Source organism: Streptomyces sp. NPDC007157, assembly GCF_040634235.1.
Lineage (GTDB): Bacteria > Actinomycetota > Actinomycetes > Streptomycetales > Streptomycetaceae > Streptomyces.
Window position 1 is genome coordinate 1 of record NZ_JBEYFE010000047.1, and the last position, 19,247, is coordinate 19,247.

Genomic DNA, 19,247 nt, shown 5'->3' on the forward strand with positions numbered 1-19,247 from the left:
GGGGGGGGCGGGCGCCGCGCGGGGGGCGCCCGGCTGGGGCGGGCCCCGCCCCCGGGGGGGGCCCGTGTCCCCCACCCCCCCCGCGCCCCGCGGGGGCGCGGGGCTGTGGGCGTATCTCAGCGGGCGCGCCCCGCGGAATCACCGGCCGCCGTTGTACGGGCCGTACGGGCCGTCGCTGCTGCTGCCGCCGCCTCGGCGGCCGAAGCCGCGGCCGGAGACCTGCCTGAGGGCCGGGCGGACGTCGACGAAGAAGACGATCGTGGCGACCAGGCCCGCCAGCTGGAGGAAGAGCATGGGCACCAGCAGGTTCACCGCGACCGCGATGCCGAGGATGATCAGCCAGAAGCCCTTGTTCTGCTTGTCGGCGGCCCGGTACGCGTCGGTCCGGAAGAGCGCGGCCATGACCAGCGCCACCACGGCGAGGACCAGCATGGCGAGGTAGAGCAGCCCCAGAAAGCTTGAGAAGCCCTGCATCAGCACAACGTCCACCACCCGTTTCGGCTTGTTCCTACGCGGCCACCGTACCCTCTGGGCCGATCCCGCTGTCCCGTATAACGGGCCGGACACCCGAGGAGTGCCCGGCCCGTGCGTCCCCTCGCCCTGCCGGTTACTTGGTCGGCGGGGTGGTCTTCTTGGCCGGGGTGGCCTTGCGGGGCGCCGGGGCCTTCTTGGCGTTGGCGTTGGCGTTGGCGGTCGGGGCCTTCTTCACCGCGACCGGCTTGGCCTCGGCGGCCTTCGGCTGCTCCGCCTTCTTCTCCTCGGCCTTGACCACGACCGGCTCGGGCTTGCCCTCGACGGCGATGGCCAGGTCCTCGATCTCGTCGGCGGCCTCGCCGCGCCAGGTCTTCACGGCCTGCTCGCCGTGCTCAGCGACCTTCTCGTAGGTCTCGCGGGCCTTGACGGCGTACTCGGCGGCCACGCCGACCTGGCGCAGCGCGAAGTCCTGGGCGGACTCGCCGAGCTTCTTGAGGTCGCCGTCGAGGGAGACGATGAAGTCGTTGACCCTGGCCTGGAGGCTGGCCTGCGCCTCCTTGGCCTTGGCACCGGCCTCCTTGGCGCGGGTGGCGGCCTTCTCCTGCACGGCCTTCGGGTCGGCCTTGCGGACCGCGTCGATGCGGGCCGGGGCCTCGGCCCGCAGCTGCTCGACCAGGCCGGGGACCTTCCTGGCCTGCTGGAGGGCGAGGTCTGCGGTGCCGGCGGCGAAGTAGAACGGAGTCGGGTCGCTGAGGGTCTTGCGCAGATCGTCGGTGATGGCCATGGTGATGGTCCTCCCGGATTCAGGTTCGGCTGAGGGTTTTGTGGTCCGTGGCGTGGCGGTCGGCGCGCTTGGCCGGCTCATCCGGCCGTCCGCCCCGGATCGGTCTCGCTGCCGGCATCACTGCCGGTACCGCTGTCGGCGTCACTGCCGATGTCACTGCCGGCCTCGCCGCCGTCGCCCCGCACGCCGTCGCCCCGCACATCGCCGGCCTCGCTGCCGGCGGCACGCGCGCTCTCCTCGCCCGACCCGAAGCCGTTCTCCTTGCGGAACGACTCGTAGATCTGGAGCAGCACCTGCTTCTGCCGCTCGTCGAGGGTGGGGTCGGCGAGGATGACCGCGCGGGTCTCCACCTCGTTCAGATCCCGCTCGGCGTCGAGGATGCCGGCGCGGACGTACAGCGTCTCGGCGGAGATCCGCAGGGCTTTCGCGACCTGCTGGAGCACCTCCGCGCTCGGCTTGCGCAGCCCGCGCTCGATCTGGCTCAGGTACGGATTGGACACCCCGGCGGCGTCGGCGAGCTGCCTGAGCGACAGCTGCGCGTTGCGCCGCTGTTCGCGCAGATACTCACCGAGATTGCCGACGTTGAGCGATGCCATACCTCCACCCTGCCCCATCCTCGCTAACAATTGCAAGCACCCGCTTGCAAAAGTGTGCCAACGTGTCGCCACGGATGAGGCCGGGCCTCGGCAGATGTCCTGTCCGTCAGGGCAGATCACAGGATCCGAGATCGTGGCAGCGCGACCGCTGTGTCAGAGCGCGATGGAGGTATCCGCCATGTCCGACCTCAACAGCCAGACCACCTACTGGGACGCCGCCGCGGCGACCAAGACGTTCACGCATCCGCTGCACATGCCCTGGCTGGACGGCACCGACCGGCATGCCTCGATCCTGGACTACGGCTGCGGCTACGGCCGGACCATGCAAGCCCTCGAACAGCAGGGCTTCACCGACCTCGCCGGCGTCGACACCGCACCAGGGATGATCTCCCGAGCACACACCCTGCATCCCACGATGCGCTTCGCCGTACTGGACGCACCGCCGATGCTGGCCCACCCGGACGCAAGCATCGAGGTGGTCATACTCTTCGCGGTGCTGACCTGCATCCCCGGCAACGACGCACAGCGACGGCTGGTCGGCGAACTGAGCCGCGTTCTCAAACCGGGCGGAACGCTCTACCTCAGCGATCTGCTGCTACAGGACGACGAGCGCAATCGTGCCCGCTATGCCAGGTTCGCGGAACGCTACGGCACCTACGGAGTGTTCGAAACCGGCGACGGCGCAGTCTGCCGCCATCACCCGAGCGACTGGTTCACCTCCCTGCTTGCAGACTTCGAGATCGCCGACACCCGCCGAATCACGGTCGCCACCATGAACGGACACGAGTCGAAGGGAATCCAGATCCTGGCTCGTCGAGGGCATCTCTGCTGACCCCGGCTCCCCGCCGGCACATGCCGAACCTCGCCCCAGCGGGACAGCCCCGGCCAACACGTCCCAGGCAGGGCGCCGATCAGCGCGTGATGCAGAAGCTGATGCGGGAAAAGGTGATCACCCAGGGCTACTGAGCCGGGCCGCCGCTCGCCTCCCCCCGAGCACGCTCTGGCAGGACTCCCAGGCCGGTTGGCTCAGCAGCGGGCGGAAGCGGGTGAACAGGGTGAGGAGACCGGGACCCCACTTCTCGCGGAAGGACGGGTCCACACCGGCGAGGTCGAGTTCGTTGGCGGCCGTCAGTTCGGCGAAGTCCTGGCGCGGCCGGGGGCCGGGAACACGGGCGCGGCCGGTGAACCGGTCATGGACCGGGGCGTCGGCGTCCGGCAGCGCCGGATACGTGGCCTTCCGGTCGCAGGAGCCGTAGAGGTACACCAGGGCTTCGGCCTCCCCGCCGATCACCGCGGCGAGTTCGGCACGGCGGCTCAGGGGAAACAGCGCGGTGGGGAAGCCGTCGGTGCCGTAGAACGCGTGGCAGAGGCCCGCGAGCCGGAGAGCGGGACGCGCACCCCATACGGCGAGCTGCTCCTCGACGCGCCGGAGATGCGCGAGGAGGGTCCCGCCGGGGTGGGAGATCCCGTCGGCACCGAGGTCCCGCAGGAGGACGACGGCGGCCTCGGTGGCGGCCGGGAGGGCGACAGGGGCAGAGGTCTCGGCAGGGGTCTCGGCAGCGGCAGGGGTATCGGACACGGTCGGGATCCTTCCCGCACGCGGGGCCGGGCACCCATCCGTGCCTCCGCCATCCACGCCCCCGCCATCCACGCCCCCGCCATCCAGACCGCCGCCATCCACGCCCCCGCCATCCACGGACCGTCAGCCGTGTGTCGTCAGCCAGGATTCCAGGGCGCCGAGGTCCGCCGGTGTCAGGCCGAACTCGTGGGCGACGCGGTGGAGCAGGGCCGGGCCGTGATGGTGGGTGGCGACCCAGGCGCGGTCGGCCTCGGTGATCTCGTCGTCGATCCAGATGAACGGCCGCTCCCCCGCCCACTCCACCAGCGGCCGCGTCTTCCAGTGCAGCAGGGCGGGCGGCTCGTCCTCGTCCGGCCACTCCACGACGGGCAGCGGGGGCAGACCCAGCCACGGGGCGACGCAGGCGTTCGCGTCGTCCATCCAGGTGGTGGCCCAGACGAGCTGGCAGCCGAGTGCGGCCAGCCGCGGGCCCAGCGCCGGGTCGATGCGGGTGACCAGCGGGTTCAAGGGGGCGTGGGCCGTCTCGTAGGCGGGGTACGGGTGCCCCGCCGGGGCACCGAAGGGGATGAGGGTGCCGTCGATGTCCAGGAAGAGAATCATCGGGGACAGGATCCCTCAGAACGGCAGCGGCCTCGCGTGCACCACGTCCAGCCTGGTCACCGCCCGGGTCAGCACCACGTACAGCCGGTGCAGCCCGCGTTCCTCGCCCTCCGCCACCGCCGCCGGTTCCACCGCCACCACATGGTCGTACTCCAGGCCCTTGACCAGACTCGCCGGGACCACGGCCACCCTGGCGCCGAGCTGGTCCGCCGCCGCCGGTTCGATGCCCGCGGCGGTGAGCGCGGCGCGTACGTCGGCGACCTGTGCGTCCGCCGCCAGGACGCCCACCGATCCCTCGCGGGCCAGGGCCTCCCGTACCGCGGTGACCGTGGTGGCCCGCACGTCCCGCGTCGGACGGATGGTCAGCTCCCCGTCGGCGCGGTGGGACCGGGCCGGGGGCACGTCCGTGTCCAGCCGTTCGAGCAGCCGGTTCGTCAGGTCCACGACCGCCGCCGGGACGCGGAACCCGGTGGTGAGCGGGACGACCCTCGCGTCCGGCTTGCCCAGGTGGCGCAGTACGGCGTCCCAGCTCCGCGCCGACCAGGGCGTGGTGGCCTGGGCCAGGTCACCGAGGACGGTGAGCGAGCCGAAGACGGCCCGGCGGGCGATCGCCCGGCACTCCATGGGAGACAGGTCCTGGGCCTCGTCGACGACGACATGGCCGTAGCCCTCGGGGTGTTCGACGAGCCCGGCGACCTCGTCGAGGAGGACCAGGTCGGCGGGTGACCAGCGGGCGGACTTGTACGAGCGTGGCGGGCGGGGCCAGCGCAACGCCTGCTGCTCGTCGGGATCGAGGAGGCCCTCGGCCGCCCGCGCCAGCACCTCGGCGTCCGTGAGGAGTTCGGCCAGCACCTCCTCCGGGCGGACCTTCGGCCAGACGGTGTCGAGGCAGGCGCTCATGGCCCGCGACCGTTCCAGGCGGCGGGTCCAGGCGGCCGGCTGCGGCCCGGCCCGCCGTTCGGCCTGGAGCTGTACGGCCCGCATCGCCCGCCCCCGCACCCGCTCGCGCCCGACGGCGTACGGCAGTTCCTCGCGCCGTACCGCCGCGACGATCTCGGTCAGCGCGGCGGCGGACACCCGCCAGGTGTAGGTGCCGTCGGAGAGGGAGAGAGGGTGGACGGCCTCCGTGGACACGTGGGCGTACAGGGCGCGGCGCAGGACCTCGGCCATCCGGGGGTCGTGCTTGAGGGCGGCGGCGCGGGCGGAGTCGGTGCCGGTGGCCGGGTGGCGGGCGATCTCCTCGTGGAGGGTGGTCTGGCGTACGCCGGTCTCGCCCAGCGCCGGCAGCACCTCGGAGATGTAGGAGAGGAAGGTGCGGTTGGGGCCGAGGATCAGCAGGCCGGAGCGGCGGACGCGCTGGGGGTGGGTGTAGAGGAGGTAGGCGGCGCGGTGCAGGCCGACGGCGGTCTTGCCGGTGCCCGGGGCGCCCTGGACGCAGACGGAGGCGGTGAGGTCGGCGCGTACCAGGTCGTCCTGGTCGGGCTGGATGGTGGCGGCGATGTCCCGCATGGGGCCGACGCGGGGCCGTTCGATCTCCCGGGCGAGGAGGGTGCCGGGGCCGGCCTCGCCCGCGGTCAGCCGCTCGTCCTCCCAGCCGGTGAGGTCGGCGGAGTCGCCGTGGCCGCCCGGGGCCCAGCCGAACCGGCGCCGTACCGCGACGCCCTGCGGTTCGTCGGGGCCGGCCTGGTAGAAGGCCCGGGAGACGGGCGCCCGCCAGTCGACGACCAGGGGCGGGGCGGTCGGTTCCGCGCTGATCCGCAGTCGGCCGATGCGGTAGCTCTGTCCGGCGTGCTCGCCGGAGTCGAAGTCCAGCTTGCCGAAGAACAGCGGGCCCTGAGGCAGTTCGCGCATCTCCTTGGCCCGGCTGCGCAGCCGGTACCCGAGGACCTCGGCGTCGGCGCCGGAGGCGGAGACGTCCTCGCCGGTGACGACGTGCTCGGCGGCGCCTTCGACCATGCGGGCGAAGGCGGCTCGGCAGGTGTCGTGGTAGGCGCGTTCCCGGTCGAGTTCACGCTGGGCGGGTTCCTGCTGAGCCGGTTCCTGCTGAGCCGGTTCCTGCTGGGCGGGTTCCTGCTGCATGGGGAACAGCGTAGACGAGAAAACGTAACCCGGTTAAATTTTTAACCGGGGTGATCGGACAGAGCCCGTTCCAGCCGCCCGAAGGCCCGCTCCGCCGCCCGCACCGCGTCCTCCCGCACCTCCTCGACCCGCTCTCCGGCCGCGATCCGCCGCCAGTTGTCCTGCGCGAGGATCCGCTGTACGGCGATGATCTGGCCGGCGGCCAGCCGGGCGTCCAGGGTGCCTCCGAGGGCCTCGGCGAGCGCGGCCTCGGACCGTTCCAGATAGGTGTGCTGGCGGGCGACGAGGGTGGCGGTGCTGTTGAGGAGGGTGTGGAAGGCGAGGATCTGGGGGTGGTCGTTGAGCCCGGTGATCGGGTCGTTGCGGCGGAGGCCGTCCAGGAAGTGCGCCCTCAGCACGCCGACCGGGGACTCGGCCCCCGCGACCAGCCGCGCGGCCTCCGTCTCGTGGTCGGCGATCCGGTGCAGGACCAGGTCCTCCTTGACCGGGAAGTACCGGAACAGCGTCGGCTTGGAGATACCGGCCGCGGCCGCCACCTCGGCGACCGACACCGCGTCGAACCCCTTCGCCAGGAACAGCCGTACGGCGATGTCCGACACGTCCTCGTACATCCGCCGCTTCTTGCGCTCACGCAGGCCCGTCTCACCCATGGGGCGAGCCTACGCAGCGACGGCTCAGGCCGACGTCCCCTGACGCCAGTGCGGGCGCTTGGCAAGGAACCACAGGTCGTCGAAGTGTTTGGTCCAGGTCGCCACGGCCTCCTCCGCCGCACCCTCCCGGGACCACACGTTCAGGTCGGTCCGGTAGCCCTTGGGGTCGTAGTACTCGTCGCTCAGGTGGTTCAGCCGCATCCGCACGGACAGGTCATAGAGCCCGTGCAGCACCTGCTGCCTGTTGAATATGCAGATCTTGTCGCGCGGGATGCCGGGATAGAGGCGGTATTCGCACTCGACCCGCACCCGGCCGGCCTCCGTGAGCCGTTCCGCGAGGTCGGAGAGTATGCCGTCGTACTCGCGGCATCGCTGCTCCATGCGCTTGCGGAAGTCGGGGTCGTCCACGGGCATGTCCCGGTCCCCCACCTTGGAGGGAACGGTCATCGGCTGCCCGAAGTCCGGGACCAGCATGCGGATCAGCACCCTGCGCGTGGGGCCGGGGCGGTCGAAAAGGTCCTCCAGGCGGTGATACAGACTCGCGTAGAGCGTCTCGCCCGTGTAGCCGAGAAAGCTGATCTCCACCCTTCGCGCCTCGAAGGCCTGGCCGACGAAACTTCCCAGCTGGCTGGAGTTCACCAAGGCCCGGGTCGGGGCACGGACCGACGACGTCAGCTCCTTCAGCTGGTCGTACAGGACGTATCCGACCAGGCTCAGAAGCGCGCCGCCGAGATAGGCCTTGCCCTGCAGGGCGTCGCCGACCGGCTTCACGAACTGGGCCGTGAGGCCGGTGACGAAGATGCCGAACAGCAGGACACGGGTCACCGCCGGCTCGACCCGCTCCTGAAACCGCCTCAGCCGGGACCCCCCGGTCCCGTCCGCCGAACCGTCGCTCCGCCCGGACATGCACGCCCCCTCCGCGCAGCACTGCCCCGCCGGCGCCACAGACCCGTGGGCAGACCGGTATTCGGTTCCGCCATGGTCCACCTATGCCAGGGCACGGGCAAGATGGGGATTCGCCGTTGCCCGGGCCGGCAGGCCCAGGGAACCGATCGCCGCCGCCAGTGTCATGGCGTACGAGTCCACGGCCCGGCGGACGTTGGGGGCGTCCAGGCTCGCTCCGGTGACCAGCCGGTCCAGGTCCACGTAGGCCGAGCGGACGATCTCGATCCACCGGTAGACCCGCCAGTCCTGTTGCCAGGCACGGGTGTGGGTGTCCGGCAGCAGGCGCTCCCAGCGGCGGAACATCCGATCGCGGATCTCCGGCCGGGTCGGGGTGAGATGCATGTGCCGCACCAGGTCGTACAGGGGGTCGCCCACGATCGCCATCTCCCAGTCGATGATGGTCAACGCCAGGGCGTCGTCCCGCCGCACGAGGTTCCAGGGATTCAGGTCGCCGTGCAGGAGGGTCGGTTCGCGATCGCTCACCCGGTGTCGGGCCAGTATCTGCCGGAGCCGTTCGGCATCCGGCAGGCCGAGTTGCCTGGCGAGTTGCTGCGATTCCTTGGGCAGGCCCCCTACCAGGAGGACGAGCTGGTCACTCAGATAGCTGTAGAAGCTGTAGCCTGCCGCTCCGGCAGCCGGGTCGAGCTTGGTGTAGTCGACGCCCTTCAGCGCACAGAGCTGGTCGACCAGCCGATCCGCTTCGTGCGGCAGCAGGCCGTGCACCGGATGGTTGGGCGGCCTGTCGATGTCGAGCGGCCCTTCGTAGGTGTGAATGGCGAAGCTGTCTTTCCGGTACTTACCGGGGTAGCTCTCGCCCAGGGCCAGGATTCGCGGTGCCGCCACCGAAACCCGTGAGGTCTCGATGGCCTTGAGTACGGCGTGCTCGCTGAGAAAACTGCGTTCGCGCCGGAAAACGTTCTTCACTTTGCGGCGCACCACGACAGGGAAATCGATGCCGGGCACCCGTACCACGGAATTCAGGTGACCGGTCCCCTTGAACACCCGGCCGGCCGGGGCCGCACCCTCGGCGTGCAATGCTCCCTGAACTGCCAGATAAGGAAAGTCCGGGCGTTCGGGAACACGTTTGTCCGGTGTCCAGGGCACGGTGACGAAACTTGAGAAAAGCCCCTTGCGTGCCTCTCCCCGGGAAATCCGCCACCGGAACAGAACGCGTTCGATCTCGGCCTCGCCGGGCAGGTGCCGCAGCCGCAGCGGCGCCTGGGCGGCGGCCAGGGCACGGCGCACCACCACCGTTGCCTCGTCCAGGCCCTTCTGGTCGAACGATTCGTCCAGCGATGTCGCGGCCCGCATGACGTCCGGATACACGGACTGCGCCTGCTCGAAGGCGACGTAGTGGCGCAGATCCTTGGACACGCCGTTGACGGCTCCGGGCCGGGTGCCCTCCATGGCGCGGACCCAGGTCTCGATCACCTCGGACCACTGGTCACCGGGATACTGCATGCGCACCAGGTGGGTCGCCAGGTCATGGAGGGGATCGCCGTAGGTGGCGAGCTCCCAGTCGACGCAGATGAGCGACGGATGACCTCCGTAGGTGACGATCAGGTTGTCCCGGTGCAGGTCGGCGTGGAGCAGGCTGTACGGCCGCCGGGCCATCACCGGAACCCGCTCCGCGAACCTGGTGAGGGCGTCCTCCGGAATGCCGAGGGCCGCGAACAGCCCGCCGAACGCATGCAGGTTGGCCCGCCGGATCTGCTGGTCCGCGCAGTGCGCCAGCGTCTGCAGAAAGCCCTGGCTGTCCTGGCCGTTACTGGGCCAGGAGGCCGGCAGGCCCGGCAGGGTGCCTCGTCGCACCTGGGCCATCTGGGCCAGGAGTTGGGCGATCTCCCCGATGAGCAGGGTGTCGACGGGTTTGCCGTTGCCACAGACGCTGGACAGCGGCACTCCTTCCACATAGCTGTGGATGGCGAACCCATTTCCCTCGAAGAGACATTCCGGCACGTGCGGCAGCGCGGCCCGGACGGCCCTGAGGATCTCGGCCTCGTTCTGCCAGGTCCTGATCACCACCGGCAGCGCGTCGGCACGCCGGACGCGCACCGTCGCCGACATGCCGGGCTCACGGTTCAGCAACTGGGCCATGGGGCCGGTCAACGGCAGAACGTAGTTCTTGTTGTGATACCCGCTGTGGGCCTTGCCGTGCCGCATGGCAGGGCGCACGATGTGCTCATAAAGCGCATCACCTGTGCCGGGTTTGGCGCGTTCCCCGATCGAAATTGAGGGAACGGAAGATGCGCCCACTGGCCGCTCCGGAATTGCTAGCGCTGGCTGGAAAGTACGGCAAACGGTAAACGCGGCTGACTGCCCGCACGACCAGAGGCGCAATCGAGTAGCCACAACGGGTGGGTTTGGTGCCCCGCTGCGTCAGGTCGTTCTGAGATCGGTGTGCTTGACCTTCTCATACGTAGGAACCGGAGCGGTTGCTCACACAATGCGGGCATGCTAGCGCACCGCGCTTGCCCCCCACCCTTTTTCCCTCGACGACCTACTTGGCGACCTACTCGGCGAGAAGGTCCCAGACGGACTCGAACCACGACCGCATCTTCAGCACGAAGACCGATCCCGGCGAGTTCGGGTCGGCGTCCTTGACGTGGTGCGTCAGCATGGCGCCCAGTCCCAGCACGTCGAGCGCGTCGATCTCCTCGCCCGTGTCCAGGATGATGGGCCGTTCGACGACCTCGTACAGGCCGTGCAGCACCTCTGTGCCGTTGATGACGTAGAGCTTGAAGGCCGGAACCAGCCGCACATGCCTGACCTGGACGTCGACGGACGGCACGAACCGTTCGGCCTGCAGGTCCCGGAGTGCGGTACGCAGCGATTCCGTGTGCCGGTCGGTGATGGCGCGCAACCGGTCCCTCAGACGCGGATCGCTCTTGTCATGCCTGATCACGGGATACGGCAGGTCGAGCTGAGGGTCAGGCAGCAGCATCCGCACGACGATGCCGGCGGGGGCGATGGCCCCGGCCCGGATCCGCTCCGCCTGGAGCCGGATGTGGGTGTCGAGGGACTCCGAGGTCAACGTGAAGACGTCCAGGGTGACTTCGGGCTGTTCGAACGCCTCGCTGATCAACGGCCCCAGCATCATCACCTGCCGTGACCTGGTGGCCTTGGCCGTGGTGGACTGCACCCGCTGGACCTTGACGACCCGCGCCGGGCTGCCCTGGCGGGATTCGATCCACCCCTCGTTGCCGAGTTCGCGCACCACCCGCTGCACGGTGTCACGGGACACCCCGAACTCCTTGGCGAGCCTGCCCTGCGCGGGCAGCTCGGCACCCAACTGGTACGTCCCGTCGACCATCCGGGCCCGCAGCGCCTCGGAAACCTGCCGGAAAGCCTTGCCACCACCGTCATGTGCCTGCCTGCCCGCCATACAGCGAACGTTCCGCTCACCGCCGCTCCGCAAACACCATCCGGTCAGTCAGGAAACGGTGCGGGCCGACCGGTTAACGGATCAACTTGCCTGGGCATGCCTGATATTGACCGGCAACCAGGCAAGAAGGGCCGGGTGCTGCACGGTCGACCAGAGCTTGCAGGGGGCGGGCACCATGGAGTTACGGGTACTCGGCGTCACGGTTCGGATCGACGACCTGTTCCAACTGGCTGTTTCCGTATCCGGTCTGATCGGCGTGCTGGCGGCATGGCGGCGCGGACGCGGGGCCGCCCGGTCACCGGGCAGGCGGACCCGCTCGGTGCCGGCTAGTGCCGGAGTATCTCCAGAAGCGGACGCAGGGACCCCACGACACACGACGCGCCGGCCTCGGTCAAAAGCTTGGCTTTCCGTGCGTTACGCGCGTAGCCCAGGAAGGGGACGCCGGCACTCTCGGCCGCCTCGAAGTCCGTCGGGGAGTCGCCGATCATCAGGGCCGCGGCGGGGGCGGCGCCCATCGCGTTGAGGGCACGGTTGAGGCAGTGCGGGTCCGGCTTGAGACGGTGCAGATCCTTGGTGCGGCCGTAGATGTGCGGGGCGAAGCAGGGGGTGAGGCCGCGGTCGTCGAGGTAGGCGCGGACCACCCGGGGGGAGTTGTTGGTCGTCACCGCCATACGGACGCCACGCGCTCGCCAGGTCTGGATGAGGATGTCCGCATACGCCGTCGGCATCGCTGTCGCCGCGGCCCGTAGCTCCTCCTTGGTGAGTCGTTCCTCCAACTCGGCGACCAGGTCGCTGCCGGGATGCCGGCGGTCCACGGCGCGCAGCACGAGGTGCGGGTCGAGGGAGTCGCGCTCGGTCTCCGTGACCAGGCCGCGCAGGCCCCGGCTCGCCAGCCACTCCACCAGGCCGTCGGCCACGCTCTCCGCCGAGTGTCCCGCGAACAGACGGCAGATCGGGCCGTCGAAGTCCCAGAGGACGACACGGGCACTTCTGATCAGATCCGCGAGTCCTTCGGCCTGGTTCTCACTCTCGGTCGCCACCAGTTCAGTCTGCGTCGTATCAGAAGTCACTAGGAGAGTGTCAGGTCCGTGGTGATGGTTTCCCAGAGGGCGTCGAACCACTTCTGCGATTGCTCCACGAACGCGGCGTCGCGGTGGCCGGCTCGTTTCTCGAAGGAGAAGAGGAGGGACTCGGAGCCCACGGCGTCGTACATGTCGAGCATGCCGGACTCGGTCTGCTCCTCCCGGCGCATGACCATGTAGTACGCGAACAGCGCCTCCGCGCCGTTGAGCAGGTAGAGCTTGACCGGCGGGGTGAAGGGCAGGGCCCGGAAGGTGACCCGCACGTCGATGCCGTGGGTGGAGCGCAGCCCCTGGAGGTTGTACTGGAGGACCTGGCCCTGGGCGTTGCGCATACCGAGCCAGCGGTTGTGGACGGTGTCGTCGTCGCCCTCGACCGGGACCGGGAACGCGAGGTTGATGCCGCGGCCGGGCAGCAGGACGCGGACGTCGATGCTCTCCGGGCGGATCCGGCCCTCGTGGATCAGGCGCAGGGGTTCGGCGAGCGCCGGGAGCAGGCTCTGGGCGGTGAGGCAGGCGGCGTCTATGCGGACGTGCGGGGCGGCGAACGCCTCCGTCATACGGGGGCCGAGGCCGACCATCGTCGGCTGCGGCTCGCCGAGGGGCCGGGCAGCAGGTTCGGCGACGCGCGGCGGGCTGCCCTTGGTGACGTTGGCGAGGAGACCGTAGTCCTGCAGCACCCGCATGGCCTGGCGTACGGCACCCCGCTCCACGCCGAACTCCTCGGCCAGCTCGGCCTGGGTGGGCAGACGGTCACCGACCTTGATGTCGCCCTTGCGGATGCGTTCCCGCAGGGTGTCGGCGATCTCCTGAGGTGTGCTGCCGGCGTTCACTGCCACGTTCTCCTGGGTCACGACCAAACGCTACAACTCTGATCCATCTACCGGGAGTTGTTTGAAGATTGGTTATAAGTCACAGCCAACTGGGAACAACTTAACCAGAGTTGGTTACCAACTTGATTGAGTTGGTGGAAGCTTTGCTTCCCGACGATGGGGGAACCGACATGCCCGCCGCTCTCGCTCTCTTCTCCGCCGTCTTCGTCGTCGGCTTCGAACAGATGGTCCAGTCGAAGTACGGTGCCACCGGCATTATCGGCCTGCTGTTGCTCACCGTGGGGATCAAGGCCAAGAGTCCCGCGGTCAGCTCCGTCGGCGCGGTCCTGCTCGCCCTGCTGATCACCGGTCCCGCACTGTGAGGACCGGCCCGGTGAGCGCTAGGCCGTCAGCTGCAACTCCGAACTGATCGTCTCCCACAGGGCGTCGAACCACCGCCTGGACTGGTCCACGAACGCGGTGTCCCGCAGGCCGGCGCCCTGCTCGAACGCGAAGAGCATCGACCGCGTGCCCACGGCGTCGTACGTCTGCAGGTGCTCGTGGCCGATCTCCCGCTCATGGCGCCCCAGCGTGTAGTACGCGAACAGCGCCTCCACCCCGTTGAGCAGGTACAGCTTGACCGGCGGGGTGAACGGCAGGGCCCGGAAGGTGACCCTGACGTCGATGCCGTGCGTGGCGCGCAGCGCCAGCAGGTTGTGCCGGAGCACCTGGCCCTGGGCGTTGCGCTGGGCCAGCCAGCGGTTGTGCACCGCGTCCTCGGCCGAGGCGTCCAGCGCCGTCGGGAACGCGAGGTCGATGTTCCGGCTCGGCAGCAGCACCCGCACGTCGATCTTGGCCGGTTCCAGACGCCCCGCGTGGATGAGCCGCAGCGGCTCGCCGAGCGCGAGGTTGAGGGAGACCGAGGTCAGACAGAGCGCGTCGATCTCCACCTCCGGGGCCGCGAAGGCCGCCTCTATCCGGGAGGCGAGGGCCACCATGGTGGGCTGCGGCGGCGCCTCCGGGCCCACGGCGAACCGGACCGGGCCCGGATCAGGGGCGACGGTCGCCGGCGCGCCCTTCGACGCGTTGGTGAGCAGATGCTCCGACTGCAGGATGCGCAGCGCCTGCCGGACGGCCCCCCGCTCGACGCCGAACTCGTCGGCCAGCTTGGCCTGGGTGGGCATGCGCTGGCCCGGCCGCAGCACCCCTGACCTGATCCGGGTGCGCAGCACGTCGGCCACCGCGCGGTGTGACGCCTGAGGCCGCTGCGACCTCTCCCGTCCACTGGCGGAGACGTGTTCCGGGTCCACGGACAAACAGTACAACTTCCCGCCATCTTTCGGCAGTTCACGGGAAGGTGGTTATGAGTCGCTTCCAAGCGGAGATAAGTACAGTGGAGTTGGCCACCAACTTCTGCAACATGGTCACACTTTCCCGGTGGTTGGCCGACGGGGTTCCCTTCCGGAGGGGAGCCGGGAGCCCGGTCGACCTGGGCAGCCGCCGAGATGCACGACCAGCGCACCGCACCTGAGCACAGTCACAACTGAACACCGACAACTGAACACCGGCAGACCCGCACAGCCACAACTTCACAGCTCGAACGGCTCGCTACGGATGAGCACAGCTGAACAAGTGAACAAGGTGATTCAGGAACCGTCGCCGAACGGAAGGAGACCGTCTCAGAAGATGTCCGGGCACCAAGGACGCCCGGACGTACGCAGCAGGGCGTCGGCCTTCCGGGCGGCGCCCACTCGCGCTTCCTGGACCCGGCCGAGCGCGTGCAGCCGCGCCACGGACTGGTCACCGAGCCAGACGCTCGCCAACTCGGCGATGTCGAGGGTGAGTTCGGGGACGTCGGCGGTCGGGACGCAGGACGCCCCTTCGGGGGAGGCGTCCAGCCGGAACCGGCCGCCGGCCAGCCCCTGCCGGTCCACCACCTCAAGGACCAGCGACCCCGGCACGTCGTACGTTCGCGTCTCCAGGGCCCGTACGACGTCCAGGATCCGCACCCACAGCCAGTCGGCCTGAGTGGTGATCCGGGCGGCGCGCGGGTCGGGGAGGTAGTGCGGCAGCAGGTCGTCCGGCGACCGCCAGCCGCTCTTCACCCTGGTGATCCAGTCGATCGAGCACAGGTAGTGCCACAGCGCACGCTCGGCCGCGGGCGTGGCGCCGAGCAGCCACTTCACGGTGGCCGTCTCGTCCGGCTGCTTGCCGTGCCAGGTGTCGTCCACCTCGTACGCCACCAGCCCCTCGACCTCACCCTCCGCCGACCGGTAGGCCGCGTGGAACGGCTCCTTCCAGTCGCTTTCGAAGCGGACCGCGCCGGTGCGCAGCTGCCACCACAGCTCGCTGCGGCTGATCGCGCCGGGCGTGCCGCGGCGGACCCGCTCGTGCAGTTCGGGACCGAGCTTGCGGACGTCCTCGGCGTCGAGGAGGTCGATCCGGCCGCCGTCCTCGGGGGCCGACCAGCGGGGGTCCAGACCGGTGCGCCCGACCTCGACCGTCCACTCCGTCAGCGTGGTCGCCGGGCCGAAGCCGAAGCGGCCGTAGATCGGGTACTCGGCGGCGATCAGGGTCGCGACCACGTCCCCGCGCTCCTTCGCCGCGGCGAGGTCCTGGCTCATCATGCGGGTGAGCAGGCCGCGGCGGCGGTGGGTGGCGGTGACCGTGACGTTGGAGATGGCGTCGGCGGGGACGGTCGCGCCGCCGACGGTGGTGAGCTCCTGGTCGAAGGAGCGGAACGTGGCCACACAACGGGAGCCGTCGAAGGCGCCGAGGAGTCTGCCCGGTACGAACTGCCGTCGGCGGGCGTCGAGTTGGTCGGCCGGGAGGGTGGGCGGCTGCAGGAAGCCGGTCTTCAGGGCCCGGTGCCAGTCCTCCAGCTCGGGTTCGGTGATCGGGCGGACTTCGACGGCGTCATTCATGACAGCACGGTAGGTGTTCGATCGGGGTGGTGCAGTTCTATTTTCGGGCGCGGGCGCGTGGGGGCCGATCGAGCGGTTCCTCGCGCCCCTGAAGGGGCCGCCGCGGCTCACGTCAGTAGGTCGTCGACCTGGGCTTCGCCCTCCCGGTACCTGCGGGTGATCTCCCCACTCGAGTCGTCGGCCGTCCGCTGCAGGCGCTGTCGTCGTCTCGACACCTCCTGCTCGTAGCGGACCAGGCGGCCCATCGCCGTCGTCAGTTCGGTGTCCGTGCGGGCCTGGAGGTCGGAGAGTTCCACCTCTGCCAGCATGTCGGCGGCCAGCCGGTCGTACTCCTCGTTGTGCGGGGTGCCCAGGGTGACGTGGCGGGCCGAGGAGCGGTGGCGGGCCGGGGCGTCGGTCAGGATCTCCGGGAGGCGGTCCACGACGGCGGCCGCGCCCGCCGGGGAGCGCCGGGCCAGTTCCGCCCGGAGGATGTCGATACGGCCCTGGAGCAGCCGTCGTACATAGCTGAGGTCTGCCTCGTCGCGTTGCGCGTCCCGACGCAGGACGCGCAGTTCGGGCAGGCTCAGGCGGGTCAGGTCGTGCTCGGGCGGCTCCGCGGGCAGGGCGATGCCCTCGCCGCGCTGTGCGGGCGGCCGGGGCAGGCTCTGCGCGCTCTGCGTGCCCTGCACCTTCAGTCGCCCGGTACTCGGTGTGCTCATACGCCTCTACCGTCCCCTCGACCGGCGTGTGGAAGCATGGTGCCACCCCAAGTGGCCGCAATGTGACCGAGTGCCCCCGAACGGCCCTAGATGTGAGGTTAAGGATCAATAATGGACCCCTCGCGGGGGCCGCCGGGGCACCGGGCATGATGGTCCGCATGCGAGCTGTGGTTCAGCGGGTGGACGGAGCCGATGTCGTCGTGGATGGCGAGACGGTCGGCGCGATCGAGGGCGAGGGGCTGTGTGTGCTCGTGGGCGTGACCCACGGCGACACCAAGGAGAAGGCGGCCCAACTGGCCCGGAAACTCTGGTCGATCCGGATGCTGGCCGACGAGAAGTCCTGCAGTGACATCGACGCGCCGCTGTTGGTGATCAGCCAGTTCACGCTGTACGGCGATGCGCGCAAGGGGCGGCGGCCGACGTGGAACGCGGCGGCGCCGGGCGAGGTGGCCGAGCCGCTGGTCGAGGAGGTCGTGGCGCAGCTGCGGGCTCTGGGGGCGACCGTGGCCACCGGGCGTTTCGGGGCGCAGATGCGGGTATCGCTGACGAACGACGGGCCGTTCACCGTTCTGCTGGAGATGTGAGCAGTTCCCGGCAGGCGCGGGCCAGACCCGCCATGCCGAGTTCCTCCGCCGTGCCGAGCGCGGTCCTGGCCAGGTCGTGGGCGGTGTCCCGGGCGGTCGGGGAGCCGGTGCGGATCCGGGCGCGGGCCTCGTCGAGGCGGAGCCGGGCCATCTGGGCCGGATAGCGCTGGGCGAGCCGCACGGCCCGGCCCAGGTGCCCGAGGGCCGTCTCCGGTTCACCGGCGACCAGGGCGAGCAGCGCGCTGAAGCGGGCGGCGGGGCCCAGCAGGACGGTGGGCCAGCCGGCCAGGACGACTTCGTCGCCGTGCGCGTCGAGGAGGGCGCGCAGCGGCGGGACGTACGCCGCCAGTTCGCCGCGGCGGTCGGTGCGCTCGGCCAGTTCGGCGCAGACCTGGGCGAGGACCGCGGCGGTGGGCAGGGCCCAGCCGCTCGGCGGGAACCGGGTGAACCCGTCGGTGTCGGCGGCGAACGCCCGTAACTGGTCCACGGCCTGTTCGTACCGTCCGGTCTCGCACAGGGCCAGGGCCAGGCCCGCCCGCCACACCGGGAAGTAGCCGCGCTGCTGCACGCCGGCCATGCGCGGGGAGGCGAACAGCTCGGCCAGCCGGCCCTGTTCGTGCCGCAGCCAGAACTCCTGGCCGAGGACGGTCTGGCCGAGGGTGTCGGCGGGCATCGACAGCCCGCCCTCCATCGCGGCCGCCACCTCCCCGGCCTCCCCGAGGATCCACCGCGCGGCGGCGGCGAACTCACCGCGCCACAGGCTCATCAGGGCGTCCAGGGTGCGCTGCTGCCAGTGGGCGAGCCGGCTGCGGTGCCGGGCGGCGTACTCGCGGTGGACGTTGATGGTCGCCTCGGCGGCGGGCACCCGGCCGGTGCGGAGCTGGTCGATGGCCAGGGCGACCAGGGCCTCGCCCTGGAAGTAGGCGGAGTGGGAGCGTACGGCGAGGTCGCGGAGTTCGCTGGAGAGGGCGAGCAGTTCGCGGGCCGGGGCGAAGTCGTACAGGGCCCAGCGGGTCTCGGTCAGTACCTCGCAGCGGGCCTCGTCGCCGATCAGGCCGGGGGTCCGGCGGCCGAGTTCGCGCAGCTCCGCGAGGGTCTGGCGGGCCAGCCGGGCGCCGGTGCGGGGTTCGGCGCCGGTCATCGCGGTGTCGTAGCCGATGGCCATGGCGAGCTTCTTGGCCCGGTGGGCGGTGAGTTGGAGGCGCAGTTCCACGGCGGGGGCGTCCTCGCGGTCCGCCAGCGCGGCCAGGCAGGCGTCGATGCGGAAGAGCAGGTCGCGGTCGACCTGGCCGGGGTCCGACCAGCGGCGGGCACTGCGGACGACGGCGTGGGCGCGGGCCTGTTCGTCGCCGCCGGCGGCCTCGTAGGCGGCCTGGTAGTGCCGGCCCGCCTCGTACATCTCGCCGAGGAGGTGGCGGGTGTCGCCGCGCCGGATGTGCTGGTCGAACTCGGCGCCGTAGCCGCTGGGGCCCGGCCGGGCGGGCGGCGCCGGGTCGGGACGGGGACGGCGTACGGGCCGGTCGGCCCCGGCCCCTCGGTCCCCTCCGGCACCTCCAGCCCCTCCGGCACCTCCAGCCCCTCCGGCACCTCCAGCCCCTCCGGCGTCCCGTCGCTCGTGCGGCTCGGGTCCGGGCGGCAGCAGGGCGAGCAGGGCGCCGTCGGCCCGCAGGGCGGCGTCACAGCGCTCGGCCAGCAGCCGGCCGGGCGGCCGCAGGCCGTTCTCCACCCGGCTGAGGTAGCTCTTGCTGTAGTGGACCCGTCTGGCCAGCTCGGCGAGAGAGAGTTCGGCGGCCTCCCGGCGCACGCGCAGGGCCTCGGCGAACTCCTCCTGCGGTGTCAAGGCGCCTCCCCCGGGGGCACGTCGACCGATGGGTCGAACACGTGCACACCGTGTTCAGGAAGTCGCTGCCCGTTGCCAATTATGGAGTGTCAACGGCATATCCCGCAGGGTGCTTGCGGGAATCCCGGGGGATGCAGGGCATTCCCCGGGGATCCCGACCGCCTACGGTCCGGCTCGCTGTCCGGCCGCTCACTGTCCGGCCGGCTCACTGTCCG

The 19,247-nt window shown here is 70.6% G+C and carries 19 protein-coding genes; 3 read left to right on the top strand and 16 right to left on the bottom strand.

The annotated features are described in order from the left end of the window. Positions 1–138 precede the first annotated feature (138 nt). The 3 genes from ABZ642_RS44425 to ABZ642_RS44435 form a co-directional block, all read right to left on the bottom strand. The gene (locus ABZ642_RS44425) at positions 139–480 is read right to left on the bottom strand and encodes a DUF2516 family protein (RefSeq protein WP_360496940.1); all 342 of its coding nucleotides are present in this window, start codon (positions 478–480) and stop codon (positions 139–141) included. Positions 481–607: 127 nt separating this feature from the next. Continuing rightward, entirely contained in the window at positions 608–1,258 is a 651-nt protein-coding gene (locus tag ABZ642_RS44430) for a hypothetical protein (protein WP_360496828.1), read from the bottom strand. Between the two features lie 77 nt (positions 1,259–1,335). Continuing rightward, positions 1,336–1,854 carry a helix-turn-helix transcriptional regulator gene (locus ABZ642_RS44435; RefSeq protein ID WP_360496831.1) on the bottom strand — a complete coding sequence of 173 codons (519 nt, stop codon included), beginning with the start codon at positions 1,852–1,854 and terminating at the stop codon, positions 1,336–1,338. 178 nt (positions 1,855–2,032) lie between these two features. Here ABZ642_RS44435 and ABZ642_RS44440 point away from each other — a divergent pair, with 178 nt between their 5' ends. Then, complete coding sequence (locus ABZ642_RS44440; protein WP_360496834.1) at positions 2,033–2,686, top strand: class I SAM-dependent methyltransferase; 654 nt, start codon at positions 2,033–2,035, stop codon at positions 2,684–2,686. Positions 2,687–2,803: 117 nt separating this feature from the next. On the opposite strand, the gene ABZ642_RS44445 is transcribed toward ABZ642_RS44440, so the two are convergent. The 9 genes from ABZ642_RS44445 to ABZ642_RS44485 form a co-directional block, all read right to left on the bottom strand. Then, positions 2,804–3,343, bottom strand: a complete 540-nt coding sequence (locus ABZ642_RS44445; protein ID WP_360496942.1) for a DUF6817 domain-containing protein — start codon at positions 3,341–3,343, stop codon at positions 2,804–2,806. Between the two features lie 213 nt (positions 3,344–3,556). Continuing rightward, complete coding sequence (locus tag ABZ642_RS44450; protein WP_360496837.1) at positions 3,557–4,033, bottom strand: HAD domain-containing protein; 477 nt, start codon at positions 4,031–4,033, stop codon at positions 3,557–3,559. A gap of 15 nt (positions 4,034–4,048) precedes the next feature. Then, complete coding sequence (locus ABZ642_RS44455; RefSeq protein WP_360496840.1) at positions 4,049–6,112, bottom strand: AAA family ATPase; 2,064 nt, start codon at positions 6,110–6,112, stop codon at positions 4,049–4,051. 41 nt (positions 6,113–6,153) lie between these two features. Then, positions 6,154–6,762, bottom strand: a complete 609-nt coding sequence (locus tag ABZ642_RS44460) for a TetR family transcriptional regulator (RefSeq protein WP_360496843.1) — start codon at positions 6,760–6,762, stop codon at positions 6,154–6,156. A gap of 24 nt (positions 6,763–6,786) precedes the next feature. Further along, a complete protein-coding gene (locus ABZ642_RS44465; RefSeq protein WP_360496846.1) occupies positions 6,787–7,668 on the bottom strand; it encodes a hypothetical protein in 882 nt (293 codons plus the stop codon). Positions 7,669–7,749: 81 nt separating this feature from the next. Continuing rightward, positions 7,750–9,870 (bottom strand): aminoglycoside phosphotransferase family protein, encoded by a 2,121-nt coding sequence (locus ABZ642_RS44470; RefSeq protein WP_360496945.1) that lies wholly within the window; start codon positions 9,868–9,870, stop codon positions 7,750–7,752. Positions 9,871–10,219: 349 nt separating this feature from the next. After that, positions 10,220–11,092, bottom strand: coding sequence for a winged helix-turn-helix domain-containing protein (locus ABZ642_RS44475; RefSeq protein ID WP_360496848.1), 873 nt, complete (start codon positions 11,090–11,092; stop codon positions 10,220–10,222). A 326-nt stretch (positions 11,093–11,418) separates the two neighbouring features. Beyond that, positions 11,419–12,132 carry an HAD-IA family hydrolase gene (locus ABZ642_RS44480; protein WP_360496851.1) on the bottom strand — a complete coding sequence of 238 codons (714 nt, stop codon included), beginning with the start codon at positions 12,130–12,132 and terminating at the stop codon, positions 11,419–11,421. Between the two features lie 29 nt (positions 12,133–12,161). Beyond that, positions 12,162–13,031, bottom strand: a complete 870-nt coding sequence (locus ABZ642_RS44485) for a GntR family transcriptional regulator (RefSeq protein ID WP_360496854.1) — start codon at positions 13,029–13,031, stop codon at positions 12,162–12,164. Positions 13,032–13,174: 143 nt separating this feature from the next. Between ABZ642_RS44485 and ABZ642_RS44490 the strand changes: the two genes are divergently transcribed. After that, positions 13,175–13,366, top strand: a complete 192-nt coding sequence (locus ABZ642_RS44490; RefSeq protein ID WP_360496857.1) for a hypothetical protein — start codon at positions 13,175–13,177, stop codon at positions 13,364–13,366. An 18-nt stretch (positions 13,367–13,384) separates the two neighbouring features. Here ABZ642_RS44490 and ABZ642_RS44495 read toward each other — a convergent pair whose 3' ends face one another. The 3 genes from ABZ642_RS44495 to ABZ642_RS44505 all read right to left on the bottom strand — a co-directional run bounded on the left by ABZ642_RS44495 (position 13,385) and on the right by ABZ642_RS44505 (position 16,608). Continuing rightward, positions 13,385–14,299: a winged helix-turn-helix domain-containing protein gene (locus ABZ642_RS44495; RefSeq protein WP_360496860.1), complete on the bottom strand. Its 915-nt coding sequence runs from the start codon at positions 14,297–14,299 to the stop codon at positions 13,385–13,387. A gap of 363 nt (positions 14,300–14,662) precedes the next feature. Next, the gene (locus tag ABZ642_RS44500) at positions 14,663–15,907 is read right to left on the bottom strand and encodes a GNAT family N-acetyltransferase (protein ID WP_360496862.1); all 1,245 of its coding nucleotides are present in this window, start codon (positions 15,905–15,907) and stop codon (positions 14,663–14,665) included. 107 nt (positions 15,908–16,014) lie between these two features. Next, positions 16,015–16,608 (bottom strand): aerial mycelium formation protein, encoded by a 594-nt coding sequence (locus ABZ642_RS44505; RefSeq protein WP_360496865.1) that lies wholly within the window; start codon positions 16,606–16,608, stop codon positions 16,015–16,017. Between the two features lie 158 nt (positions 16,609–16,766). Here ABZ642_RS44505 and dtd point away from each other — a divergent pair, with 158 nt between their 5' ends. After that, the gene (gene dtd, locus ABZ642_RS44510) at positions 16,767–17,192 is read left to right on the top strand and encodes a D-aminoacyl-tRNA deacylase (RefSeq protein ID WP_360496868.1); all 426 of its coding nucleotides are present in this window, start codon (positions 16,767–16,769) and stop codon (positions 17,190–17,192) included. Here dtd and ABZ642_RS44515 read toward each other — a convergent pair. Then, entirely contained in the window at positions 17,170–19,032 is a 1,863-nt protein-coding gene (locus ABZ642_RS44515) for a helix-turn-helix transcriptional regulator (RefSeq protein WP_360496871.1), read from the bottom strand. The genes dtd and ABZ642_RS44515 overlap by 23 nt on opposite strands. Positions 19,033–19,247 lie beyond the last annotated feature (215 nt).